The sequence below is a fragment of the Ruegeria sp. CE6 genome, from assembly GCF_056537485.1.
This window is the reverse complement of record NZ_JBQFRR010000002.1, coordinates 636,069-659,919: the sequence shown is the minus strand read 5'-3', so window position 1 is coordinate 659,919 and position 23,851 is coordinate 636,069. Positions and strand designations below refer to the sequence as shown.

Sequence of the window (23,851 nt, the reverse complement as noted above, 5' to 3'; positions counted from 1 at the left end):
TAACGCCGGATGTCATGCTGCCTGCTCGGGCACCTCGCCGTCCTTCGTTCCTTTTTGCCTGTGGTCAGGCGGGTTTGCGTCGTCTTTCGGCCACGTCCTGCGCCAGTTGCCGTGTGTAGGCCTCAAGTTTGATCAATGCTGCATCGACCGAGCCGGCATCACGCGCTTCTAGTGCGTCTGTGATGTCACTGTGGAGGGCGATGATCTCTTCGCGGGATCGGGCCGTGAACGTAATCATGTTCATCAGAGGTTGCATAGCCTCGACCGCACCGGCCAATTGGTAGGACAGAACGGGGTTGCCCGCGCCATCCACAAGCGCGCGATGAAAGGCGACGTCGGACGCGCAGAAAGCCTCATCTGTGAGACCTGGTTGCGCCTGACGAAAAATCTCGGCCCGCATGGTGGCGAGTTGATCCGCGGTACGACGTTGTGCCGACAAAGCAGCGCATGCACGTTCGAGCGCATAACGCGCTTCGCATGCGGTGTCGAAACTGACTGCGTTCATCGACAGCAGCAGTGTCGAGGTTGTGACTTGTTGGGAATAGGCGTCCTCAAAACTCAGTCGGTTCACAAACGCACCACCCGATGCCCCGCGTTGCGTGCGGATAAGGGACTGCGCTGCCAGGCGTTTCAGTGCTTCGCGAACCGTAGGCCGTGATACTTTGAACTGGTCGGCCAACTCAGATTCTGAGGGCAGACGCTCATCTACGATCAGCCGACCCGAGATAATTGCGTCCCGGATCGCCTGAGCAATTTGAGCGGATAGATCTGCAGTACTCTGAGGGTCGATTTTCATGGTTGTTTTCGGCGATGCGTAATTTTTATTTGTCTGACATTTAAAAGTCTGACATTTGAAAAGCAAGAGAGTTGAGTCGGGAGGAGCAAGTGAGTCGCTCAATTTTCCGCAGCGCGCTTTGGTTGGGCTTCTACATCACGATCCTTTGGTCGTGGTGGATGATGGTCTCGATGAGCCGCGATATGGACGTGGACTGGATCGGTCGACCTGGACCGATGGGTCAGGCGATGGCGGCCATGGATCCGCGTATGGACATGTATATGCCCATGGCCGAGTTCGGCCCACTTTTCTGGATGTGGGCGATCATGATGGCGGCCATGATGCTGCCGACTTTGGTGCCCACGTTGCGCAGTTATGATGATCTGATCCGCAGCGCGAACGGTACGCGGGCAGGGTGGCTGGGCGTTCTATCCGGATACTTCATAGTTTGGGTGGGCTTCGCTGCGCTGATCACTGGCCTGCAATTGGCGCTGCTGTTTGGCGGCGCGGTTGATATGTTGGGAATCGCTAAATCGCCATATCTGGCCGCCGGCCTGTTGATCGCCGTGGGTGCCTTTCAGTTTTCTCGGGCGAAAGAAGTCTGCCACGGTGTTTGCCATGCACCGATGACGTATTTTCTGGGCCACTGGAAAACCGGATTCGGCGGCGGTGTACGCATGGGCGTTGGACTGGGTGCGTTCTGTGTCGGTTGCTGCTGGGGCTTCATGGCGTTGGGCTTTGTCGGCGGCGTCATGAGCCTGCTCTGGATGGGGCTGGCGACCCTGTTCATGGTATTGGAAAAACTTCCCCAGATCGGGCACGCCGTGACCCGTCCTATGGGATTCGTCTTGATTGCGGGTGGTTTTGCACTGCTCGCTCATCACATTGTTTACGGAGGATAAGTCGATGGCTAAAAATAGAAAACCGGATGCAGACAAGCTGCCGGTCAGTCAAAGAATTGACAGCCGGATGCCAAATCCCAAGCGGCGTGAGATGAGCCCGACCGATTGGGCGGTTAAGGGTGAACTGATCCTGAATTGTTCGTGCGACGTATTCTGCCCATGCGTGGTTTCGCTGGGTGCACACCCTCCGACCGAAGGGCATTGCCACGCGTGGATGGGTATCGCGATCGACGAAGGCCATTACGAAGGCGAAGATTTGTCCGGTCTGAATGTAGGTCTGCTGGTTGATATCCCCGGACGCATGGGCGAAGGCCAGTGGAAAGTCGCGGCTTATGTGGATGAACGTGCCAGCGGCAAGGCTTATAATGGACTGTTGCAGATATTCAGCGGTCAGGCAGGTGGCACAACCGGGCTGTTCACTATGTTGGTCAGCGAGATCATAGGGGCTGAACGTGCACCGGTTCAGATCGAAAGGGACGGCACCAAACGCCGGATCATGATAGGGCGCAAGATTCAGGGTGAGATCGAAATGCTTGCGGGCAAAGACCCAGAGCACCCAGTGATGGTTTCAAATTCGAAATACTGGATGGGGCCGGACATCATTGTAGCAAAAGGTACGAAATCCAAGGTGCGCGACTATGGTCGCGTATGGGACTTCGGCGGCAAGTCAGCCGAGATCTGCCCGATTGACTGGCACGGGCCTAAGTAATGATAACCGGTGCCTATGCCCGTGAAATGGCGCGATATAACCACTGGCAAAACAACCAGTTAAAGAGCTTTCTCAAAGCTCTTTCAGACGAAGAATTGGCACGGGATCGCGGCGCTTTTTTCGGGTCGATCATGGGAACTGCCAATCATCTGCTTTGGGGGGATTGGATCTGGATTTCCCGGTTTGACAAGGGACCGGGGCCAGGTGGTGGCATTCCTGAGAGTGTCTCGATCTGCACTGGCATGGCCGACTGGCTGCCGCTGCGCGATACGATTGACGCCCGTATTGCCAGATGGGCCAATACGTTGGGGGATGATGTCCTGAGCGGTTCGTTCACGTGGTACTCGGCTGCAAAAGAGAACGACGTAACAAAGCCTTACGGGCAATGCGTCATTCATATGTTCAATCATCAGACACATCATCGCGGACAATTGCACCAAATGCTGACCGAGGCTGGTTCGCAGGCACCTGTCAGCGATCTTGTCTTTCTGCCAGAGGATTTCTGACATGGCAGTCATCTCACCGAACCGGCGCGTGCGCAAAACCCCATTCACTCCGGGCGTCGAGGCCGAAGGCGTCACAGGGTATACCGTTTATAATCACATGCTGCTTGCGACGGTTTTTGAAAGCATCGAGGTTGATGCGGCGCATCTGAAACAGCATGTTCAGGTCTGGGATGTCTCGTGTGAGCGGCAGGTACAGATCAAAGGCCCGGATGCGTTGCGGCTGATGAAGATGCTCAGCCCGCGCGATATGGACAAAATGCAGGCGAACCAGTGCTATTATGTGCCGATAGTAGATCACAATGGCGGCATGCTGAATGATCCTGTTGCGATCAAACTGGCGGATGATCACTATTGGTTGTCGGTTGCCGATGGTGACCTTTGGCAATTTGCTCTGGGAATCGTGATTGCGCTGGGGCTGGATGTCGATATTTCTGAGCCGGATGTGTCGCCCTTGGCGGTACAAGGCCCCAAGGCGGACGAGCTGATGACGCGCGTCTTTGGTGATGAAGTCAGGGATATAAAGTTCTTTCGATATAAACGGTTGGCGTTTGAAGATACATCATTCGTCGTCGCCCGGTCTGGCTGGTCAAAACAAGGCGGGTTCGAGATATACGTCGAAGGAACGGATTATGGCATGCCACTATGGGACACGCTGTTTTCTAATGGCCGAGACCTGAATGTGCGGGCAGGTTGCCCAAACGGGATTGAGCGTGTTGAAAGCGGTCTGTTGAGTTTCGGGTCGGATATGCGGCGCGAGAATACGCCCTATGAATGCGGGCTAGCACGGTTCTGCAATTCTCCGCTGGATTACATCGGCAAAGCCGCTTTGGCGGATCAGGCAAAAAACGGTCCACCCCGGCAGATCCGTCCGCTTGTCATTGAAGGTGAGATCGGACCGTGCACCGAATCTTGGCCGCTGATGGCCGGGGGCCGGCAGGTCGGGCAGGTGGCTTCGGCTGCGTATTCACCCGAGTTTGGAGTGAATGTAGCCATTGGAATGGTCGACCGGTCCCATTGGGCGCCAGGTACGCGGATTGAATTGATGACCGAACATGGAATGCGATGGGCCGAGGTGCAGGTAAAATTCTGGCGCTAAGCCCTTGTTTCAGGAACACAGCCGATTGAGGCAATAGAAGGAGTAAGTTCATGTTTAATGCACTTGTCGTTGAAAAAGATGAAGAGAGTGGCCTCGCAAGCGCTTCGGTGAAGCAGATTTCTCTGGATACGCTGCCGGATGGAGAAGTGACGATCGCCGTTGAATATTCAACGGTGAACTACAAGGACGGCCTGTGCATGTCGCCCAAAGGCGGTGGTCTGGTGCGTAGCTATCCTCATATTCCGGGCATCGATTATGCGGGCACGGTCGAGCAGTCCTCGGATGCACGCTACAAACCTGGCGACAAGGTAGTGCTGACGGGTTGGCGCGTAGGTGAAGCGCATTGGGGCGGCTATTCACAAAAAGCAAACGCGCGGGCAGATTGGCTGGTGCCGTTGCCGGATGGGTTGGATACACGGCAGGCGATGGCAGTTGGCACTGCCGGGTTCACCGCTATGCTGGCCGTCATGGCGCTGGAGGATCAAGGTTTGCAGCCGGGTCATGGCCCGGTGTTGGTCACAGGTGCCGCAGGAGGTGTCGGCTCGGTCGCGACGGCCATTTTGGCCCATCTGGGCTATGAGGTTGCAGCTGTGACCGGGCGTCCTGAAACCGAAGAATACCTGAAATCACTGGGTGCAACCACAATTGTCCCGCGTGACGAGTTGAACGAGACCACCAAGCGTCCGCTGGAAAGTGAAACTTGGTCCGGATGTGTTGATGCGGTGGGCGGAGCGATGCTTGCCCGCGTGCTGGGGCAGATGAAGTATGGGGCCTCGGTAGCTGCGGTTGGCCTTGCCGGTGGTGCGGCGCTGCCCGCAACCGTGATCCCATTCCTGCTGCGCGGTGTTAATCTGTTGGGCATCGACAGCGTGATGCAGCCATACGACAACCGGGTCCGTGCCTGGACGCGTATCGCGACCGATCTGCCCATGGATAAGCTTGAGGCGATGGTCCATGCAGCAACCCTTTCTGATCTGCCCCAGTTGGGAGCGGACATCCTGCAAGGTCAGGTAAAAGGGCGCGTCGTGGTAAACGTGAACGCTTGATAGACAAAACAGACAACGGATCGGCCGGAGCATGCATCCGGCCGACCCAATTGTCGGGAATGAGGCCGAAATGCCGGAAACAGTTCTGGCCATTGCCACATTTCGTGACCATGATTGCTATACATCCCATTTGTGATGGCTTAAGACCCATCCGAACATCACCTGAAGACGGGGAGTGAGCAGCATGTCTGATGATTTCGAACTCGATACCGATGATCTGAAACGCCGCATGGACGGTGCCATGGCCAACCTCAGAACCGAATTCGCTTCGCTGCGGACCGGTCGTGCATCGGCTTCAATGCTTGAGCCCGTCATGGTCGATGCTTACGGCGCGATGACTCCGATCAATCAGCTTGGTACCGTGAACGTCCCTGAACCGCGCATGGTAACCGTGAATGTTTGGGACAAGGGCCTCGTCGGCAAAGTTGAAAAGGCCATTCGGGAAAGCGGTTTGGGTATTAACCCGCAACTGAATGGTACCATCATCATGCTGCCGATTCCCGAACTGAACGAAGAACGCCGTCGCGAGCTCGGCAAGGTCGCGGGTCAATATGCAGAAAGCGCACGGGTTTCGATCAGGAATGTGCGCCGTGATGGCATGGACCAGATCAAAAAGGCCAAAGCAGACGGCATGTCCGAGGACGATCAGAAATTCTGGGAAACCGAAGTTCAGGAGCTGACGGATACCATGATCAAATCCGTCGATGATGCGCTCGAGACCAAACAAGCCGAGATCATGCAGGTCTGAGCCTCGGATATGCCAAAGGATCCCGATACCTCTCCGATTGCAGGGCCGCGCCACGTTGCTATCATCATGGACGGCAACGGTCGCTGGGCACAGTCACGCGGGCGGCCTCGATTGTTTGGCCATCATGCAGGTGCGCGCCGCGTCCGTGAGGTGGTCGAGGCCTGCCCGGGTTTAGGGATCAAGTATCTGACAGTATTTGCGTTTTCGACTGAAAACTGGAAACGCACTCAGGTCGAAGTTGCAGGCCTGATGAGCTTGTTTCGCCGTTACATCGTCAAAGAGACCAAGACCTTGAAAGATAACGGCATTCGGGTCCGTTTCATTGGGGATAGAGTTCGGCTGGATGCCAAGCTGACCGAGCTGATGGATACGCTTGAACGCGAAACACAGAACAATGACCTGGTTCATCTAACCGTTGCCTTGAACTATGGCGGTCGTGACGAGGTGGCGCGCGCGACCAGACGTTTGGCACGTGACGTTGCCGATGGCATTCTGCGCCCCGAGGACGTGGACGAGGAAACTCTGCCCAAATATCTGGACACGCGCGTTCTGCCTGACCCCGATTTGGTGATCCGTACCAGTGGTGAAGCGCGGATTTCTAATTTCCTGCTGTGGCAGTCTGCCTATTCCGAGTACGAATTCATCGATACTCTGTGGCCTGATTTCACCGCTGCAGAACTCGAACGGCTGTGCCGCAACTATGGATCGCGTGAACGGCGGTTTGGAGCGGTCCCGGCATGAGTGATGGCCGATGGTCTGATCTGACTGCCCGGGTTTTGTCGGCTTCGGTTCTTGTGACTATTGCGGCAGTCGAAGTTTGGCTAGGCGGCCTGTGGTTTGAGATATTTATCGGCACCGTCTGCGGTCTGATGATATGGGAACTGATCCGGATGATCGACCCAGAACGTCAGGGTGTCGCGATTCAGCTGGCGATACTGACCGGGTTCGCCGTGGTCCTAAGCTATCATCTACCACCGCTATACAAGCTTCCATGTTTGGTGGCCCCGGCATTGGTAGGAGCAGGACAGATCAACCGTGCGCGCGGGATATACGTCCTGTTTGCCCTTTGGATCGCGATGTCGGGGCTGGGATTCATATCGATCCGAGAGAACCTGGGATTTGGATGGATGGTTTGGCTGATCCTTGTGGTCGTGGCCACGGATGTCGCCGGGTATTTTGTGGGCAAAACGCTTGGCGGACCTAAGTTTTGGCCCAGAGTTAGCCCCAAGAAGACATGGTCCGGTACGGTTGGAGGCTGGGTTGCTGCCGCGCTGGTCGGAACAGTTTTTGCGCACTATGCCGGTTTCGGCATTGCTTTTATCGTTGTCTCCGTTCTTGCCTCTATGGCCAGCCAGATCGGTGATATTGTTGAAAGCGCGACAAAACGTGGCTTTGGCGTTAAGGACAGCTCAAACCTTATACCCGGTCATGGCGGGTTTCTGGATCGGTTTGATGGGATGATGGGCGCGTCGGTCTTTGTGTTGCTCGCAGGGCTGTTTTACGCGCCCGGAGGTATGTGATGCGAAGGGTATCCATATTTGGTGCGACTGGTTCCATTGGCCAGAATACGATTGATCTGATCGCAAGAAATCCGAATGCCTATGACGTGGTCGCGTTGACCGGTGGACGCAACGTCGCGCAGCTTGCGCGCGATGCGGTGCGCCTGGATGCAGACGTGGCGGTGACTGCGTTTGATGACAAACTCGATGATTTGCGTGACGCATTGGCCGGCAGCGGAGTGCGAGCGGCTGCGGGGCAGGCCGCTCTGATCGAGGCCGGGGCGCGACCGGCGGATTGGGTGATGTCGGCGATTGTCGGTTCCGCAGGATTGGCTCCGGGGATCGAAGCGTTGAAACAAGGGGCGACGCTCGCGCTTGCCAACAAGGAAACGCTGGTTTGTGCCGGGCCGCTGGTTCTGGAAACGGCTCGGGCGCATGGCGCCACGCTATTGCCCGTGGATAGCGAACATTCGGCAGTTTTTCAGGCGCTTGTGGGCGAGGATATGACTAGCGTCGAACGGATCATTATCACCGCAAGCGGTGGAGCGTTCCGGGATTGGCCGCTTGGCGATCTGGCCAAAGCAACTGTTGAACAGGCATCGAGTCATCCGAACTGGAACATGGGACAGCGGATTACGATCGACAGCGCATCTATGTTCAACAAGGCATTGGAAGTTATAGAAACCAAAGAATATTTTGGCGTTAACCCATCGAATATCGAAGTCCTCGTGCACCCCGAATCCATCGTTCACGCACTGGTCGGATTTCAGGACGGCGCCTTGATGGCGCATCTGGGGGCTCCGGATATGCGCCATGCCATCGGGTACGCGCTGCATTGGCCCGAACGGCGCGATTTACCAGTTGCGCGCCTGGATCTCGCGCAACTGGGTCAGTTGCGATTTCATGCACCGGATGAAGCGCGTTACCCGGCTTTGCGTCTTGCCCGCGAAGTGATGCAGCGCGGCGGCTTGTCCGGTGCGATCTTCAACGCCGCCAAAGAGCGCGCATTGGACCACTTTATAGAAAACCGGATACGTTTTTTGGATATGGCAGACACGGTGTCGGCCGTGTTGGAGCGCTTTGAGGCCTCAGACAGCCTGATTGATGCACCATTGACCCTTGATAATGTACAGCAAACGGACCATCTCGCACGTCAGTGGGTCGATGAAACCGTATTGGAACGAGCAGGATAGAACTTTTGGACATACTCTCTTTGATCCCGCAATTTGGCAATCTGCTCTACACGATAATAGCCTTTGTTATTGCGCTTTCCGTGATTGTCGCGGTGCACGAATACGGCCACTACATCGTTGGTCGGTGGTCTGGCATTCATGCCGAAGTGTTCTCGATCGGTTTCGGCCCGGTTCTATGGAGCCGCGTAGACAAGCGCGGCACTCGCTGGCAGGTCGCGCTGCTGCCATTTGGCGGTTATGTCAAATTCCTGGGGGATGCCAATGCCGCGTCCGGCAAAGACGTAGACGCGATGAGTGAGATCTCTGCACAAAGCCCGGAAGAGCTGCGCCGCACCATGCACGGCGCCCCGCTTTGGGCGCGTGCGGCTACTGTTGCGGCAGGGCCGGTCTTTAATTTCGTGATGTCGATATTGGTGTTTGGCCTGATTTTCTGGTCGCAGGGTGTTTCCCGTGAACCTTTGACTGTTGGCGCACTGCAGCCGTTGCCTGGTACAATTCAGGGTCTGCAGGAGGGCGATGAGATTATCGCCATCGCAGGCATTCCAACACCGGATTTCGATGACGCAAGCAACTGGTCCGATTTCATCAATTCGCTGCCTGTAGAACCGGAGCTGGACTATACGGTTACCCGAGATGGAGAGACCACTGATGTCGTGGCACCTTGGCTCTTTCCACCGCTAATCCAACAGGTTACGCCGCGCAGTGCAGCGATGGACATACAGTTGCAGCAAGGCGACGTAATCACGGCGGTAGACGGTGATCCGATCTTTGCGTTCGAGCAGCTTAAGGAACATGTCGAAGGATCGAACGGGCGCGTATTGCTATTGGATGTATGGCGCGACGGGGCGGATTTAGAATTTGCACTTGCGCCCCGACGTACGGACGAGCCGACGTCGGATGGTGGTTTCATCACCCATTGGCGCATCGGTATCGTCGGCGGCATGATGATCGATCCCGAAACCGTTCCAGCGGGCATTTGGGATTCGATCGAAGGTGGCGTGGTCCAAACCGGGCGCATCATCGAAGGCTCACTGTCGGGAATGTGGCACATGATCACCGGAGCGATCAGCACCTGCAACATTTCCGGGCCGATCGGTATTGCCGAAACCTCGGGTGCTATGGCCAGCCAGGGGGCACAGAACTTCATCTTCTTCATCGCCGTATTGTCAACGGCGGTCGGGTTGTTGAACCTGTTCCCGATCCCAGCCTTGGATGGGGGGCATTTGCTATTCTACGCTTATGAAGCTGTGTCTGGTAGACCACCCAGTGATAAAGCGCTGAGGGTACTGATGGGGGTCGGTGTCACACTGATCCTGTCATTGATGCTTTTCTCGGTCAGTAATGATCTGTTCTGCTGATTAAGGCGATCTTGGCACCGTTCCGACGCAAAATTGCCGCAATTCAAGCCTATCTTATTGGGGTGCATCGATAAGTGTAGGCTTGAGTTCAATGACCAAGGCGTTTCAAAAATCCTATCAGAGTGTCAGCGTCCTGTTCCAGTTGAACTGGGATATGCTGCTCAGCTTTGCCGTGACCGCACTGGCCCTAGCTGTTGGTGGTTATCTGCTCGGTTTGTGATTCTCCTGAACATGTCTGACTTACGTGCAACGGCCTTATGGGCCGTTTTTGCTTTTTCGTCTTTTGACATGGCCCCACAATCGGGCTACTCAGCAGCTAAAGGCTGAAAATTCTGGGTAGTGAAAAAAATGACTGACAGCAGGCGCACGGGCACATACTGCGGCTCGCGGGGGCGGAAAAGCAACATTTTGTGGCAGGCACTAACGTTCTTTTTCCTTTTTGCTACACCGGGTTTACTGGTTCTGACGCAGCCCGCACAGGCGCAATCTTACACCATCAACAGCTTCGAAGTTGAGGGCAATCGACGGATCGAGACTTCGACGATTATCGCCCGCACCGGAATCGAACCGGGGCAGACTGTTACGGCAGGACAATTGAATGATGCCTTCCAGCGTTTGCTTGACAGTGGTGTTTTTGAAACAGTCGAACTTACACCGCGTGGCAGTACGTTGGTCATTGCGGTCGAGGAATACCCGACCATCAACCAGATCAGCATCGAGGGCAATCGCCGCGTAAAAGATGATCTCCTGCTCGAAGCGATATCGTCCCAAACCCGCCGCGTATTCACGCCTCAACAGGCCGAAGCGGACGCCGACCTGATTGCCGAAGTATATTCGGCGCAGGGCCGCGTATCCGCGACGGTTATCCCGCGCATCATTCGTCGCAGCGATAACCGTGTCGATCTGGTGTTCGAAGTCGCCGAAGGAACGACAATCGAGGTCGAGCGCGTCAGTTTTGTAGGAAACCGCGCGTTTTCGGACCGTCGCCTGCGCCGCGTGCTTGAAACAAAGCAGGCGAACATTCTGCGGACCTTCCTTCGCGGCGACACCTTCATTGCCGACAGAATCGAATTCGACAAACAGGTGATCCGTGATTTCTACCTGTCACGCGGTTATATCGATTTTCGCGTCAATAGTGCCAATGTCGAATTCACCCGCGAACGGGATGCATTCTTTCTGGTTATGAACGTCACAGAAGGACAGCGGTTCTCGTTCGGTCAGATTACGACCGTCAGTGAGATCCCGGGTGTGGACCCAGCGCCTTATCAGGCGGCTCTGAAAGTCAAACCAGGTGTAATTTACTCTCCGACGGTGCTTGAGAACTCGATCGCGCGGATGGAGCGTCTGGGGCTGAAAAACGGCGTTGATTTCCTGCGGGTCGAGCCCCGGGTAACGCGTAATCCCCGCGATCTGACGTTGGATGTCCAGTTCGTGCTAACCCGTGGCCCGCGTATCTTTGTGGAACGCATCGATATCGAGGGGAACACAACCACGCTAGACCGTGTGATCCGCCGTCAATTCGATACCGTTGAAGGCGACCCCTTCAATCCCCGTGAAATCCGCCAGAGCGCCGAACGTATTCGCGCCTTGGGTTTCTTCTCGGTCGCTGATGTGGAAACCCGCGAGGGATCGTCGCCAAGCCAGGTTATCGTGGACGTGGATGTCGAAGAACAACCAACCGGTTCGTTGAGCCTGGGTGGTAGCTACTCGGTCTCGGACGGTTTCGGGATCGCAATCGGATTGAATGAATCGAACTTCCTCGGCCGTGGGCAAAACCTGGGTATCACGTTGTCGACAGCTCAGGATTCTGAGCAGTACGTTATCAACTTTACCGAGCCTTATCTGTTGGGCCGTAAGCTACGCTTTGATCTTGGGCTTGGTCTGGCCAGCACCAATTCGAGCTTTGCCAGCTACGACACAAAAACAGTGTTCTTCCGCCCACAGCTGAGCTACGCGATCGGTGAATTGTCGGCGTTGCGTCTTCGCTATGGTTGGGATCGCAGCGAAATGACCCAGCAGAGCAATGAGCGGAACGGCGCTGTCATCTCATCAGAGATCGATCAGGGGAAACGAACCAGCAGTTCTCTGGGGGTGTCCTACGTATACGATAGCCGTATTGGTGGCCTGAACCCCACAGCGGGCGTCTTGTTCGAAGTCGGCGTGGATGCTGCTGGTCTTGGCGGGGATAATGAATTCTTCAAAACCACGGCGCGGGCGATCGCGCAGAAACGCGTCCTCAACGAAGAAGTCGTATTGCGCGCGACGCTTGAATTGGGTGCACTGAACTGGACCGGGGACGATTTCAGCCGCACGCTCGACCGGTTTGTTCTAGGTCCTAGCACATTCCGCGGGTTTGAGCCTGCTGGTATCGGGCCGCGTGACCTTTCGAACGGGCAGGACGATGCCATCGGCGGCAACTACTACTGGGTTGCTCGTTTCGAATCGGACTTCCCGCTGGGGCTGCCCGAAGAACTGGGGCTGCGTGGCGGCGTCTTCTACGATGTTGGCAACCTCTACAATCTCAACAACGTCAACACCGCTGGCGCTGATATTGTTGGTGAAAGCGGTTCGATCCGGCATGTTGTAGGGGTATCCGTACTGTGGGAAACACCGTTTGGTCCGCTTCGCTTCAACTTCTCGCAGGCCCTCAAGAAAGAGGACTTCGATAAAGAGCAAAGCTTTGACCTGACCGTTCAAGCCAGGTTCTGATCGCGAATGATCACCGAAGTTAAGAACATCCTGCAGGGCCCGCTAAGGGCCCTGTGCGTTTTGGTACTTGTAGCTGTAGCAATGCCGCTGGGTGCGCAGCAATTGGGCGTGCCACAAACAGACGTTCTGACAATCTCCAGTGAGCGTTTGTTTGCAGATTCCGCCTTTGGGCAGCGCGTCTTTCGCGAGATTGAAGCCGAAAGCACCCTTTTGGCTGAAGAAAACGAACGGATTGTGGCGCAGTTGAGCAAGGAAGAAAAAGATCTGACCGAAAAGAGGTCAGATCTTTCGGCGGACGAGTTTCGCCCGCTTGCCGAAGCTTTTGACGAGAAAGTTCAATCACACCGTGACGGCCAGCGCGCCAAACTGGACGCATTAGCGCGGCGCGGCGAAGAGGCGCGTGGTCAGTTTTTTGAAATGGCGCAACCGGTGCTGATCGAATTGCTGCGCGAATTTGGCGCCTCGATTGTGATCGAGCGGTCCAATGTGGTTCTAAGCACGGACGCCTCAGATATTACCAACGCTGCGATCGCCAGGATCGATGCCGCTATCGGCGACGGCGCTACACTTGAAAACAATAACAACGAATAGGCTGGCTTGCCCTTGGGTACGGGTATTGCTAACCACGCTTGAAAGAGACATCCAGAACAGGACATCCGCACCATGACCACGGAAACCAAGAGCGCCGACATTCAGCTGATTCAGCGTATATTGCCGCATCGCTATCCGTTTTTGTTGGTCGACAAGGTTGTGGATATCGATGGCTATCAATCAGCGGTGGGCATCAAGAATGTCACCATGAACGAGCCGCACTTTCAGGGCCATTTCCCCGGAACTCCGATCATGCCTGGCGTGACCATTGTCGAGGCGATGGCGCAGACTGCAGGGGTTATGCTGGGTGTCGGCATGGATGTAATCGACAGCGAGTTGCTGATCTATTTCATGAATATCGACAAATGCAAATTCCGCCGCAAGGTCGTACCTGGCGATGTTCTCGAAATGCATGTCGAAACTGTACGCGGTAAGAAAGGTGGCAAGATCTTCAAGTTCAGCGGCCGCGCGACAGTCGAGGGCGAGGTTGCTGCCGAAGCTGAATTTTCGGCCTATGTCGACTGGGACATGGAAAAAACAACATGAGCGGTATTCATCCCAGCGCCATTATCGAAGACGGTGCGCAGATCGGGCAGGGTTGTACGATTGGTCCATTCTGCCATATCGGTCCGCAGGTCCGTCTGGGCGATCGGGTCGAACTGAAATCCCATGTCGTAGTCACCGGCGATACGTCAATTGGTGATGACACAGTGATTTTCAGCTTTGCTGTTGTCGGGGAAATTCCGCAAGACAAGAAATTCGGTGGTGAGAACACGCGCCTTGAAATCGGTGAGCGCAACCGTATCCGCGAACACGTCACTATCAACACCGGCACGGATGGCGGCGGTGGTATCACCCGGATTGGCGATGACTGCTTACTGATGGCCGGTGTCCACGTGGCGCATGATGTACAAATCGGCAACCGGGTCATTCTGGTGAATCACGCTGGCGCAGCTGGTCACTGTATTATCGAGGATGACGTCATCGTTGGCGGAATTTCGGGCTTACATCAGTTCGTGCGCGTAGGTCGCGGTGCCATCATTGGCGCGCTTACGATGGTCCCGAATGATGTGATCCCATATGGGCTTGTTCAGGCGCCTCGGGGCGAGCTGGATGGCTTGAATCTGGTCGGTTTGAAACGGCGTGGTGTAACGCGTGAGGATATCTCGGCATTGCGCGCGGCCTTCAAGGAACTGTCAGAAGGAGACGGCACCTTCATGGATCGCGCCACCCGGCTGGGCGAGGATGCAGACAACGAATATGTGCGCCAGATCGTCGAATTTGTGACGGGGCAAACAGACCGTTCGTTCCTGACCCCGAGGAAGTAGGCCAATGCTGGCATTGATCGCAGGAACTGGCGCTTTACCAGACGAGGTGGTCAATTGTCTGCCAAACCGCCCGCTGATCTGCGCTCTGGAAGGGTTTGAGCCCGATACACTGACCACCGACTTGGTTTTTCCATTGGAGCAACTGGGTAGCTTCGTCGCCGATCTCAAAGCCAGCGGCGTGACCGAGATTTGCATGGCAGGGGCAGTGCGTCGTCCGACTGTCAATCCAGCTCGCATTGATGCGGCGACGATGCCGCTGGTGCCGATCCTGCAAAAGGCCATCATGGCCGGTGACGACGGCGCATTGCGCGCGGTCATTGGTATATTTGAGGATGCCGGTTTGACGGTCCGTGCGGCGCATGAGATCGCACCGGATTTGCTGCCGCCTCTTGGCTCATTGACCGAAGCCCAACCTTCTGAAGCTGATCACGCCGACGCAGATCGAGCGGCAGGAATCCTGCGCAACATGGGGACGGCGGATATCGGTCAGGCTTGCGTAGTACTGAAATCCCAAGCGTTGGCGATCGAGGGCATCTATGGCACCGCTTGGATGCTGCAATCCTTGACTCAGCGCCCCGACGCGGGCGGTGGCATTCTGTACAAGGGTCCAAAACCAGATCAGGATCGCCGCGCAGATATGCCTGCCATCGGACCCGACACCGTTTCGGGGGCTGTCGCGGCGGGCCTGTCGGGCATTGTCATCGAAAAGGGCGGCGTCATTGTTTTGCAGCGCGACCGCGTGATTGATGAATGCAATCGCCTTGGTTTGTTTCTTTATGTCCGCGAGCGCACGGTCTGATGCGCGTATTTCTGGTCGCCGGTGAACCCTCGGGCGACCGTTTGGGGGCCGCGTTGATGGAAGGTCTGCGTACCCTTTTGCCAGAGGTGCAGTTTGATGGGGTTGGCGGGCCGCTAATGCAGGCGCAGGGGCTGACCAGCCGATTTCCCATGTCCGAACTCAGCATTATGGGGTTGGTCGAGGTTCTGCCCAAGTTCTTTCACCTGAAACGCCGTATCGCTGAGACTGCTCAGGCAGTTCTAGACACGAAGCCTGATGTACTGATCACTGTCGACAGCCCGGATTTCTCGTTGCGTGTGGCTAAGCTGGTAAAGGCCTCCAGCGAGATTCGCACTGTCCACTACGTTGCCCCCAGCGTCTGGGCCTGGAGACCGGGGCGCGCAGACAAGATGGCGAAAGTAATCGATCACGTCCTTGCGCTGTTACCCTTTGAACCGCCTTATATGGAGCGGGCAGGGATGGAGTGTGACTTTGTCGGCCATCCGGTTGTGAACGAACCCATTGCGTCCGATCAGGATATCCAGCGATTCCGCGCGGCTCACGATCTGGGCGACGCGCCCATCGTGCTGGCTTTGCCCGGCTCTCGACGGGGTGAGGTCGAGCGGCTGGCTCCGATCTTTGGCGCTGCTTTGCAGGAATTTCTGAAAGACCGTCCCGGTATGCGCGTGGTCGTGCCCGCAGTTGCACATATGGTTGATGCGGTCGTCGAACAGGTTCGGAACTGGCCGGGGAATCCGATAGTTGTCGATCCGCGGGAATTGCCCTCGGACGACGCGCAAGCGCAGAAACGGGCAGCGTTTGCCGCAGCTGATCTTGCATTGGCTGCATCCGGCACGGTCTCATTGGAACTGGCCGCGCAGGCAACACCGATGGTGATCGCCTATAACCTCAACTGGCTGACCACGCTGATCGCAAAACGAATGGTTATGCTGGACACCGTCACACTGGTCAATCTGGTCTCGGAGACACACGCAGTACCCGAATGTCTGCTGGATGAATGCCAACCGGACAAGATCGCTTCGGCGTTGGAACAGGTGGCCGCCACCCCCGACGCCCAACATCAAGCCATGGCGACGACGATGGAGCGTCTTGGTCGCGGTGGCGAAGCACCGGGTTTGCGTGCGGCAAGGTCCGTTTTGGACAGAATGAAATCGTGATGCTGGATCATGTGATCTTTGCTGCTTCTGCCTTCATGGCGCAGGTTTTGACCAATCTCGACAACCTTGCAGCTCTTGTAGCGTTGATGATGGTGTCTGGTCCGCGCCGGACCGTTGCGGGGTTCCTGCTGGCGCAGATGTTAATCATCGCTGCCGCCTTATTGTTGGCCTTGGGTGTCGATGATGTGGTGCCACATTGGGCTGGATATCTGGGCGTGATACCACTTGGCCTCGGGCTGATCGGAGTTATCCGTCAGTTCCGCGGATCGGAGACCGAGGAGGCCCCTCAAATATCCACGGGTGCTTCGACATTCGTCACCATGCTGCTGTTCATAAGTCTGTCGATGGACACGTTCGCTGTGCTTGCGCCGCTATTGGCCGACTCAGCCCCCAGCTATCGGATTGCGGGTGTCACCGGCGCGGTGGCCGCAGCGCTGACGCTGACCATGCTGGGGCTTTGGGGTGCACAATCCCCAATCATGACCGGCGGTTTCGCACGTCGGCTTGAGAAACTGGTGCCTTACGTGATGATTTGTGCCGGGATCTATATCCTCAGCAACTCGTGGACTGACGCGATTTAGTAACCGCGCCAGATCCATCCGCCGCCAAAGATACGGCTGCTATCGGTTTCGTAGAACACACAAGCCTGACCCGGAGAGATACCTTCCTCGGGCGTCAGCAATTCAACCTCGGCTGTTGTGTCCGAAAGGGGGCGAATAATCGCCTCACGCGGGGGGCGGGTCGAGCGGACTTTGACCGAAACATGCCATTCGTTCTTTGACGTGAACGGTTCGTCTCCCAGCCAATTGATCTCGCGCACGGGAACGGTTCTTGTGGCCAACATCTCTTTGGGGCCGACAACAACCTGTTTCTTGTCCACATCCAGCTTGACCACATACAAAGGTTCGCTGAGACCACCGATACCGAGCCCACGACGCTGACCGATCGTATAGTGAATCACCCCGTTATGCTGCGCTAGAACGCGGCCATCGGCGTGTACGATCTCACCGGGTTCTGCGGCTCCGGGGCGCAGTTTTTCGATCACGCTGGCATAGTTTCCGTTGGGCACAAAACAGATGTCCTGACTATCCGGCTTGTCCGCAACGGCCAGCCCATATTGTGCCGCCATCTCGCGCGTGGCGTCTTTGGAGGGCAGGTGGCCTAGCGGGAAACGCAGGAAATCCAACTGTTCCGGTGTGGTCGAAAATAGGAAATAGGACTGATCGCGATTTGCATCCTCAGCACTATGCAATTCGGCCCCGTTTGCGCCCATCTTGCGCTGAATATAATGGCCCGTGGCCATGCAGTCGGCCTCAAGGTCCTTGGCGGTCTCAAGCAAGTCCTTGAACTTTACCCGTTCATTGCAACGGATGCAGGGCACCGGAGTCGCGCCGGCCAGATAGCTGTCGGCGAATTCGTCGATTACAGCGTCCTTGAAGATATTTTCATAGTCCAAGACGTAGTGAGGGAACCCGCGTTCTTCCGCCACGCGACGCGCATCGTGAATGTCGATCCCCGCACAGCACGCGCCTTTCTTGGCCAACGCCGCACCGTGATCGTAAAGCTGCAGAGTAACACCTACGACATCATAGCCTTGATCAGCGAGATGGGCCGCCACAACAGAGCTGTCCACACCGCCGGACATGGCCACGACAACCCGCGTTTCCGAGGGTGGTTTGGCAAAGCCAAGCGAGTTCAGCGGGGTCTCGGTATCGAGGGCCATAGGTGGTTCCTGTCCGGGTTAAGAAAGACCGGCAGAATATAAGAAAATTCTAGACACTCTCAAGGGGCGGTTTCACGCCCTTTTAAGTAGGCTGGGTGCAGCTTTGTCGCAGCAGCAGAAGGTATGAGAGATGTATTTGCACAAAGTGGAAGGTCCAAGGTCGGTCACCCTACCGGACGGGAGCGTGCTGACACGCGCCGATTTGCCTCCTGCGGATACGCGGCGCTGGGTGGCGTCGCGCAAGGTGATCGTCGTGCGTGGTGTACTTTATGGGTTGATTTCGTTGTCCGAAGCCAAAAAGCGCTATGGCATCAGCGATGAAGAGTTCAACTCGTGGGTCTCAGCAGTTGCTGAGCACGGGATCGATGCGTTGAAGGTGACGGCCTTAAAAAAATATCGACAACTTAAAGGTGAAAGTGAATAAATGATTCAACGGTAACGTCAGATTAACCATTTTTATTCAGGCTCAAATCAGTTGAAGAATTTGACCTAAATTGGAGCAGTGAACATGCGCATACTTCTTGTCGAGGATGATCCAACCACGTCCAAAAGCATCGAACTGATGCTGACACACGCCAATCTCAACGTGTATGCGACGGACCTTGGCGAAGAAGGCATCGATCTGGCCAAGCTATATGATTACGACCTCATCCTGTTGGACTTGAACCTGCCGGATATGAACGGCCATGAAGTGTTGCGCCAACTGCGCATAGCACGGGTAGAGACACCGATCCTGATTCTGTCGGGCGCTGATGACACCGAAAGCAAGATCAAAGGATTCGGATTTGGAGCAGACGATTATCTGACCAAACCTTTCCATCGCGAAGAGCTGGTGGCGCGCATTCATGCGATTATCCGCCGCTCTAAAGGGCATTCTCAATCCGTGATTCACACCGGGCAGGTCGCCGTAAATCTGGATGCCAAAACCGTAGAGGTGAACGGAAAAACCGTACACCTGACAGGCAAGGAATATCAGATGCTGGAACTTCTGAGCCTGCGGAAAGGAACAACACTGACCAAAGAAATGTTCCTGAACCATCTCTACGGCGGCATGGATGAGCCCGAGCTCAAGATTATCGACGTCTTCATCTGCAAGTTACGCAAGAAACTCAGCAATGCGACCGGTGGTGAGAATTATATCGAGACGGTCTGGGGCCGTGGATATGTCCTGCGTGATCCGCAAGCCAACAACATGGGTGAAACCCGCATGGCCGTGGGTGCCTAATCTGATCTGATTGCTACCGTCGATGGTCCGGGGCGGTAAATCCACTCGCGTGTCAGCACAACACTGGACCTGACCATGGCCTCGTCCTATCACTGGTTTTCAAGACGACGTGACAGGGCGGGGCCATGAGCGATACCACAGCAATCGCAGATCTGACAGAAGATGAAGCACGGGAAGAATTGGCCCGGCTCGCCAAGGAATTGCTGCGGGCAAACCAGCTTTATCACACTGAAGATGCTCCAGAAATTTCGGATGCCGACTATGATGCTCTCAAGCGTCGCAATGCCGAGATCGAGGCGCGATTCCCCGAACTGAAACGCTCCGACAGCCCTACTGAACAAGTGGGCGCACGCGTTTCAGATGGATTTGCAAAAGTGACCCACGCCGTGCGTATGATGTCACTGGGCAATGCGTTTGATGACACGGATGTTGCCGATTTTGACCGCTCGATCCGCAAATATCTGGGACTGGGAGATGAGGCACCGCTCGCCTATACAGCTGAGCCCAAAATCGACGGCCTGTCATTATCCCTACGGTATGAGCAGGGTGAACTGATGCAGGCTGCAACACGTGGTGATGGTGAGACCGGTGAAAACGTTACCGCAAATGCGCGTACGCTTTCCGATATTCCACACCGAATTGAGGGTGCACCAGACGTTCTTGAGGTTCGCGGCGAGGTCTATATGTCTCACCATGATTTCGAGGCTTTGAACGCACGTCAGATCGAAACAGGTGGAAAGACCTTTGCAAATCCGCGCAACGCTGCGGCTGGTTCGCTCCGTCAACTGGATTCCGAAATAACACGATCTCGCCCGCTGAAATTCTTTGCCTACGCCTGGGGTGAACTGTCTGCACCGCTAGCTGAGACTCAGATGGGCGCAATTGATCGCCTCAAAACCTTGGGGTTCCAGGTAAATGCGCTGACAAGGCGTTGCTCAACGACTAATGAGATGTTGGAACATTACCGTCAGATTGAAGCTCAGCGCGCGACCTTGGGCTATGACATTGATGGGGTCGTATACAAGGTCGATGATCTGAGTCTGCAGGCCCGGCTGGGTTTCCGATCTACCACGCCCCGCTGGGCGATTGCGCACAAGTTTCCCGCCGAACTGGCTTGGACGCGGCTTGAAGCCATCGACATTCAGGTGGGTCGTACGGGCGCGCTTAGCCCGGTAGCGCGGCTGCATCCGGTAACCGTTGGCGGGGTAGTTGTTTCGAACGCGACCCTACACAATGAAGATTATATTGCAGGGCGGGACGCCAAAGGCGGAGTCATTCGTGAGGGCAAGGATATTCGCGTTGGAGATTGGGTTCAGGTCTATCGGGCCGGGGATGTGATCCCGAAAATCTCGGATGTTGATCTGTCGAAACGACCCGATGATGCGCGGCCCTTCGCTTTCCCGACGACATGCCCGGAATGTGACAGCGACGCGATCCGGGAAGAGGGGGATGCGGTCCGCCGCTGCACAGGGGGGCTGATATGTCCCGCTCAGGCGGTTGAAAAACTCAAACATTTCGTATCGCGCAAGGCGTTCGATATCGAAGGGCTTGGCGCAAAACAAATCGAGATGTTTTATGGCGATCCTCTTCTGCCAATAAACACACCCGCTGATATATTTACGTTGAAAGATCGCGACACCGAAAACCTGGCCCGGTTGAAAAACCGCGACGGCTGGGGCGAGACATCGGCAAGCAACCTGTTTGCAGCGATCGATGACAAGCGAACCATACCGTTTGCCCGTCTGTTGTTCGCTCTGGGGATTCGTCATGTGGGCGAAGTTGGTGCACGAGATTTGGCGTTGTTTTATCGGGAATGGGATGTAATGGCGGCCTCCATTGATACGGCCCGGCCTGCCGCGCTTGCGCAGCGTGCAGCCGATGAAGCGGAAGACGCCGAGAGAATCGCGGCTACTGCAGAAGCGAGACGCGCGAAAGTTAAAGAAGTTCGGGATGCGGCTTTCGTGCGAATGGATGTTTCGACAGATGCCGCCAGCGCCTGGGCTGATCTGATTGGTATCGACGGAATCGGCGCCACGCTCGGGTTGTCACTATCTGATGCGTTTGCCAATTCGGAGGAACGCCAAGCATTTGATGATCTGCGTAAACATCTGACGGTTGTTCCACCAGAGGCTCCTGCGTCAGACAGTCCGGTCGCAGGAAAAACCGTCGTGTTTACGGGAACGCTTGAAAAGATGACACGCGCCGAGGCCAAGGCCCGCGCCGAAGCGCTGGGGGCCAAGGTATCTGGCTCGGTCAGTCAGAAAACTGATTTGCTCGTGGCGGGCCCGGGCGCAGGGTCCAAGGCGAAAAAAGCGGCTGATCTGGGCATCGAAACCTTGGATGAAGATAGCTGGCTTCAACTGATTGGCGATCTATGAGCGGCAGGCCTGAACAGCTCTTTCCGCTGTTTGCGGGTCTTGAAACACTAGATGGTGTGGGGCCGAAGACCGCGCAGCTTCTGGGCCAATTAGGGATCGATTCACCGCGCGATGTATTGTTTTCGCTACCCTATGCGGTGATTGACCGGCGGCGACGCGATACGATTCAGGGCGCCGACCTTCCGACGACTCTGACTGTTGAGGTGACAATCGGCGCGCATCGAGCACCGCGGAACAAAGGGGGCGCATATCGCATTCATGTTGAAGACAGTCAGGCGGATTTCCAGCTGGTGTTTTTTCATGCCCGAGGGGACTATCTGAAGAAGCTGTTGCCGGAGGGCGCGCGCCGGGTGGTATCGGGAAAGCTTGAGCTGTTCGATGGCATGGCTCAGATGGTACACCCCGATCATATGGTCGCGCCTGAAAACGCAGGCGAATTGCCCGAGTTTGAACCGGTTTATCATCTGACGCAGGGTGTGACGCAAAAAACTGCCTATAAAGCTGCTCAAAGTGCGTTGGCGCGAGTACCTGCATTGGCCGAATGGGCCGACCCCGCTCAGGTGGCACAACAGAATTGGCCAGATTGGACAACTGCTATTCACGCGGCGCATCACCCACAAGGGGCGGACGACGTAGCACCTTTTGCGCCTGCGCGGGAACGTCTGGCTTACGATGAGCTGCTCTCACATCAACTGACGCTGGCCCTGGCACGACAGCGTGAGCGTAAAGCGCGGGGGATCATCAGTCTCGGCACCGGTGCTTTGCAATCCAAGGTGCTGGCAAGCCTTCCATATCGACCAACCGGAGCGCAGACACGCGCGATCGAGGAAATCTCGGCAGATATGGCCGCTGAGACGCGGATGAACCGGTTGCTTCAGGGCGATGTGGGGGCAGGAAAGACTCTGGTAGCATTTGTTTCGCTGCTTATAGCCGTCGAAGCTGGCGGGCAGGGGGTGATGATGGCCCCTACCGAAATCCTTGCCCGGCAGCATCTTGAAGGGCTGCGTCCATTGGCAGAAGAAGCCGGAGTTGTACTGGAAATCCTGACCGGGCGCGACAAGGGGGCTGAGCGTCGAGCGAAGCTGGCTGCGCTGAAGCAGGGAGATATTCAGATATTGGTCGGTACCCACGCGGTGTTTCAGGACGATGTTGAATTCAAAGCCCTAAGGCTGGCCATCGTTGATGAGCAGCACCGTTTTGGCGTCCGCCAACGCATGGAGCTGTCCGAAAAGGGCCAACGCGCCGATGTGCTGGTGATGACCGCTACGCCCATCCCGCGCAGTTTGGCGCTTGCGCAGTACGGCGATATGGACGTCTCGGTGCTGGATGAAAAGCCGCCGGGTCGTAAACCGATCAAGACCGCAGTCGTCAGCACGCAACGCATGGACGAAGTTGTGGCCCATCTGCGCGGTGCGATTGATGCAGGCAAACAATGCTATTGGGTGTGCCCATTAGTCGATGAATCCGAGATCTCGGACCTGACTGCGGCTGAGGAGCGTTTCAAACGGTTGCGCGCGATCTTGGGGGACGATGTGGTGGGTCTGGTACACGGCCAAATGCCGCCCGCCGATAAAGACGCGGCAATGGCGGCGTTTCAGAGTGGTAAGACCAAAGTCCTTGTCGCTACTACGGTGATCGAGGTTGGGGTGAACGTGCCGAACGCCACGATCATGGTGATTGAGCGGGCAGAGATTTTTGGTCTGGCGCAGTTGCATCAGCTTAGGGGCCGAGTTGGACGTGGTGAAGATGCCTCAACCTGTTTGTTGATGTATCAGCCACCGCTTAGCGAGGGTGGTCGCAAACGGCTGGAGGTACTCCGAGAAACTGAAGACGGCTTCCGCATTGCCGAGACCGATCTGCAGATGCGCGGTGCGGGTGACTTGATCGGAACCGCACAATCTGGCCTGCCAAAGTTCCGGATAGCTGATCTTGAAAGGCAAGCTGGGCTGATGGCGGTGGCGCAATCAGATGCGCGCGCTTTGCTGTCCGCAGACCCCAAATTGACCTCGGATCGGGGGCAGGCTGCGCGTGTTCTTCTGTGGCTTATGAAGCAGGATCAGGCGATCCGTTTGATATCAGTGGGTTAGACCGAAAATCCCACTAAGTTCA

General features: G+C 56.1%; 24 protein-coding genes. 22 read left to right on the top strand and 2 right to left on the bottom strand.

Features of this window, described 5'->3' with window-relative positions:
- Positions 1-64: 64 nt before the first annotated feature.
- Entirely contained in the window at positions 65-796 is a 732-nt protein-coding gene (locus ACR0DK_RS11760) for a GntR family transcriptional regulator (protein ID WP_170421487.1), read from the bottom strand.
- Between the two features lie 89 nt (positions 797-885).
- Between ACR0DK_RS11760 and ACR0DK_RS11755 the strand changes: the two genes are divergently transcribed.
- The 18 genes from ACR0DK_RS11755 (at position 886) to ACR0DK_RS11670 (ending at position 16,997) form a co-directional block, all read left to right on the top strand.
- Positions 886-1,677 (top strand): DUF2182 domain-containing protein, encoded by a 792-nt coding sequence (locus ACR0DK_RS11755; protein ID WP_170562820.1) that lies wholly within the window; start codon positions 886-888, stop codon positions 1,675-1,677.
- Between the two features lie 4 nt (positions 1,678-1,681).
- On the top strand, positions 1,682-2,386 hold the full coding sequence (locus ACR0DK_RS11750; RefSeq protein WP_170393142.1) for a DUF1326 domain-containing protein: 705 nt from the start codon (positions 1,682-1,684) through the stop codon (positions 2,384-2,386).
- Positions 2,386-2,892, top strand: a complete 507-nt coding sequence (locus tag ACR0DK_RS11745) for a DinB family protein (protein ID WP_170393141.1) — start codon at positions 2,386-2,388, stop codon at positions 2,890-2,892. Before ACR0DK_RS11750 ends, ACR0DK_RS11745 begins: the two co-directional genes overlap by 1 nt.
- A gap of 1 nt (position 2,893) precedes the next feature.
- Complete coding sequence (locus tag ACR0DK_RS11740) at positions 2,894-3,988, top strand: dimethylsulfoniopropionate demethylase (protein WP_480736256.1); 1,095 nt, start codon at positions 2,894-2,896, stop codon at positions 3,986-3,988.
- A gap of 50 nt (positions 3,989-4,038) precedes the next feature.
- Positions 4,039-5,034 (top strand): acryloyl-CoA reductase, encoded by a 996-nt coding sequence (gene acuI / locus ACR0DK_RS11735; RefSeq protein ID WP_480736254.1) that lies wholly within the window; start codon positions 4,039-4,041, stop codon positions 5,032-5,034.
- Positions 5,035-5,218: 184 nt separating this feature from the next.
- Positions 5,219-5,782: a ribosome recycling factor gene (gene frr / locus ACR0DK_RS11730; protein WP_480736252.1), complete on the top strand. Its 564-nt coding sequence runs from the start codon at positions 5,219-5,221 to the stop codon at positions 5,780-5,782.
- 9 nt (positions 5,783-5,791) lie between these two features.
- Positions 5,792-6,523 (top strand): isoprenyl transferase, encoded by a 732-nt coding sequence (locus ACR0DK_RS11725; RefSeq protein ID WP_170421502.1) that lies wholly within the window; start codon positions 5,792-5,794, stop codon positions 6,521-6,523.
- Positions 6,520-7,302 carry a phosphatidate cytidylyltransferase gene (locus tag ACR0DK_RS11720; protein ID WP_170393136.1) on the top strand — a complete coding sequence of 261 codons (783 nt, stop codon included), beginning with the start codon at positions 6,520-6,522 and terminating at the stop codon, positions 7,300-7,302. The genes ACR0DK_RS11725 and ACR0DK_RS11720 overlap by 4 nt, the downstream gene beginning before the upstream one ends.
- On the top strand, positions 7,302-8,474 hold the full coding sequence (gene dxr, locus ACR0DK_RS11715) for a 1-deoxy-D-xylulose-5-phosphate reductoisomerase (RefSeq protein WP_480590431.1): 1,173 nt from the start codon (positions 7,302-7,304) through the stop codon (positions 8,472-8,474). The genes ACR0DK_RS11720 and dxr overlap by 1 nt, the downstream gene beginning before the upstream one ends.
- 5 nt (positions 8,475-8,479) lie before the next feature.
- Entirely contained in the window at positions 8,480-9,832 is a 1,353-nt protein-coding gene (gene rseP, locus ACR0DK_RS11710; protein ID WP_480736249.1) for an RIP metalloprotease RseP, read from the top strand.
- A gap of 91 nt (positions 9,833-9,923) precedes the next feature.
- Positions 9,924-10,052 (top strand): hypothetical protein, encoded by a 129-nt coding sequence (locus ACR0DK_RS11705; protein ID WP_255612105.1) that lies wholly within the window; start codon positions 9,924-9,926, stop codon positions 10,050-10,052.
- 128 nt (positions 10,053-10,180) lie between these two features.
- A complete protein-coding gene (gene bamA / locus ACR0DK_RS11700; protein ID WP_170393133.1) occupies positions 10,181-12,541 on the top strand; it encodes an outer membrane protein assembly factor BamA in 2,361 nt (786 codons plus the stop codon).
- Between the two features lie 6 nt (positions 12,542-12,547).
- The gene (locus ACR0DK_RS11695; protein WP_170393132.1) at positions 12,548-13,132 is read left to right on the top strand and encodes an OmpH family outer membrane protein; all 585 of its coding nucleotides are present in this window, start codon (positions 12,548-12,550) and stop codon (positions 13,130-13,132) included.
- Between the two features lie 72 nt (positions 13,133-13,204).
- On the top strand, positions 13,205-13,678 hold the full coding sequence (gene fabZ / locus ACR0DK_RS11690) for a 3-hydroxyacyl-ACP dehydratase FabZ (protein WP_170393131.1): 474 nt from the start codon (positions 13,205-13,207) through the stop codon (positions 13,676-13,678).
- A complete protein-coding gene (gene lpxA / locus ACR0DK_RS11685; RefSeq protein ID WP_170405636.1) occupies positions 13,675-14,460 on the top strand; it encodes an acyl-ACP--UDP-N-acetylglucosamine O-acyltransferase in 786 nt (261 codons plus the stop codon). Before fabZ ends, lpxA begins: the two co-directional genes overlap by 4 nt.
- 4 nt (positions 14,461-14,464) lie before the next feature.
- Positions 14,465-15,259, top strand: a complete 795-nt coding sequence (locus ACR0DK_RS11680; protein WP_480736245.1) for an LpxI family protein — start codon at positions 14,465-14,467, stop codon at positions 15,257-15,259.
- The gene (lpxB, locus tag ACR0DK_RS11675; RefSeq protein ID WP_480736243.1) at positions 15,259-16,416 is read left to right on the top strand and encodes a lipid-A-disaccharide synthase; all 1,158 of its coding nucleotides are present in this window, start codon (positions 15,259-15,261) and stop codon (positions 16,414-16,416) included. Before ACR0DK_RS11680 ends, lpxB begins: the two co-directional genes overlap by 1 nt.
- Positions 16,416-16,997, top strand: coding sequence for a cadmium resistance transporter (locus tag ACR0DK_RS11670; protein WP_170393127.1), 582 nt, complete (start codon positions 16,416-16,418; stop codon positions 16,995-16,997). The genes lpxB and ACR0DK_RS11670 overlap by 1 nt, the downstream gene beginning before the upstream one ends.
- Here ACR0DK_RS11670 and mnmA read toward each other — a convergent pair.
- Positions 16,994-18,139 (bottom strand): tRNA 2-thiouridine(34) synthase MnmA, encoded by a 1,146-nt coding sequence (gene mnmA / locus ACR0DK_RS11665; RefSeq protein WP_170421523.1) that lies wholly within the window; start codon positions 18,137-18,139, stop codon positions 16,994-16,996. The genes ACR0DK_RS11670 and mnmA overlap by 4 nt on opposite strands.
- A gap of 130 nt (positions 18,140-18,269) precedes the next feature.
- Between mnmA and sciP the strand changes: the two genes are divergently transcribed.
- From sciP to recG, 4 genes are all read left to right on the top strand, one after another.
- Positions 18,270-18,563 carry a CtrA inhibitor SciP gene (gene sciP, locus ACR0DK_RS11660; protein ID WP_170393125.1) on the top strand — a complete coding sequence of 98 codons (294 nt, stop codon included), beginning with the start codon at positions 18,270-18,272 and terminating at the stop codon, positions 18,561-18,563.
- Between the two features lie 84 nt (positions 18,564-18,647).
- Entirely contained in the window at positions 18,648-19,364 is a 717-nt protein-coding gene (gene ctrA, locus ACR0DK_RS11655) for a response regulator transcription factor CtrA (RefSeq protein ID WP_170393124.1), read from the top strand.
- A 125-nt stretch (positions 19,365-19,489) separates the two neighbouring features.
- Positions 19,490-21,742 carry an NAD-dependent DNA ligase LigA gene (ligA, locus tag ACR0DK_RS11650; protein WP_480436878.1) on the top strand — a complete coding sequence of 751 codons (2,253 nt, stop codon included), beginning with the start codon at positions 19,490-19,492 and terminating at the stop codon, positions 21,740-21,742.
- Positions 21,739-23,829: an ATP-dependent DNA helicase RecG gene (gene recG / locus ACR0DK_RS11645; protein ID WP_223118069.1), complete on the top strand. Its 2,091-nt coding sequence runs from the start codon at positions 21,739-21,741 to the stop codon at positions 23,827-23,829. The genes ligA and recG overlap by 4 nt, the downstream gene beginning before the upstream one ends.
- The last annotated feature ends 22 nt before the right edge of the window (positions 23,830-23,851 follow it).

Coding starts and splice junctions, on each gene's coding strand:
- ACR0DK_RS11760 (WP_170421487.1), bottom strand. CDS start 796: ATGAAAATCGACCCTCAGAGTACTGCAGATCTATCCGCTCAAATTGCT.
- ACR0DK_RS11750 (WP_170393142.1), top strand. CDS start 1,682: ATGGCTAAAAATAGAAAACCGGATGCAGACAAGCTGCCGGTCAGTCAA.
- ACR0DK_RS11745 (WP_170393141.1), top strand. CDS start 2,386: ATGATAACCGGTGCCTATGCCCGTGAAATGGCGCGATATAACCACTGG.
- ACR0DK_RS11740 (WP_480736256.1), top strand. CDS start 2,894: ATGGCAGTCATCTCACCGAACCGGCGCGTGCGCAAAACCCCATTCACT.
- acuI (WP_480736254.1), top strand. CDS start 4,039: ATGTTTAATGCACTTGTCGTTGAAAAAGATGAAGAGAGTGGCCTCGCA.
- frr (WP_480736252.1), top strand. CDS start 5,219: ATGTCTGATGATTTCGAACTCGATACCGATGATCTGAAACGCCGCATG.
- ACR0DK_RS11725 (WP_170421502.1), top strand. CDS start 5,792: ATGCCAAAGGATCCCGATACCTCTCCGATTGCAGGGCCGCGCCACGTT.
- ACR0DK_RS11720 (WP_170393136.1), top strand. CDS start 6,520: ATGAGTGATGGCCGATGGTCTGATCTGACTGCCCGGGTTTTGTCGGCT.
- dxr (WP_480590431.1), top strand. CDS start 7,302: ATGCGAAGGGTATCCATATTTGGTGCGACTGGTTCCATTGGCCAGAAT.
- ACR0DK_RS11705 (WP_255612105.1), top strand. CDS start 9,924: ATGACCAAGGCGTTTCAAAAATCCTATCAGAGTGTCAGCGTCCTGTTC.
- bamA (WP_170393133.1), top strand. CDS start 10,181: ATGACTGACAGCAGGCGCACGGGCACATACTGCGGCTCGCGGGGGCGG.
- ACR0DK_RS11695 (WP_170393132.1), top strand. CDS start 12,548: ATGATCACCGAAGTTAAGAACATCCTGCAGGGCCCGCTAAGGGCCCTG.
- fabZ (WP_170393131.1), top strand. CDS start 13,205: ATGACCACGGAAACCAAGAGCGCCGACATTCAGCTGATTCAGCGTATA.
- lpxA (WP_170405636.1), top strand. CDS start 13,675: ATGAGCGGTATTCATCCCAGCGCCATTATCGAAGACGGTGCGCAGATC.
- ACR0DK_RS11680 (WP_480736245.1), top strand. CDS start 14,465: ATGCTGGCATTGATCGCAGGAACTGGCGCTTTACCAGACGAGGTGGTC.
- lpxB (WP_480736243.1), top strand. CDS start 15,259: ATGCGCGTATTTCTGGTCGCCGGTGAACCCTCGGGCGACCGTTTGGGG.
- ACR0DK_RS11670 (WP_170393127.1), top strand. CDS start 16,416: ATGCTGGATCATGTGATCTTTGCTGCTTCTGCCTTCATGGCGCAGGTT.
- mnmA (WP_170421523.1), bottom strand. CDS start 18,139: ATGGCCCTCGATACCGAGACCCCGCTGAACTCGCTTGGCTTTGCCAAA.
- sciP (WP_170393125.1), top strand. CDS start 18,270: ATGTATTTGCACAAAGTGGAAGGTCCAAGGTCGGTCACCCTACCGGAC.
- ctrA (WP_170393124.1), top strand. CDS start 18,648: ATGCGCATACTTCTTGTCGAGGATGATCCAACCACGTCCAAAAGCATC.
- ligA (WP_480436878.1), top strand. CDS start 19,490: ATGAGCGATACCACAGCAATCGCAGATCTGACAGAAGATGAAGCACGG.
- recG (WP_223118069.1), top strand. CDS start 21,739: ATGAGCGGCAGGCCTGAACAGCTCTTTCCGCTGTTTGCGGGTCTTGAA.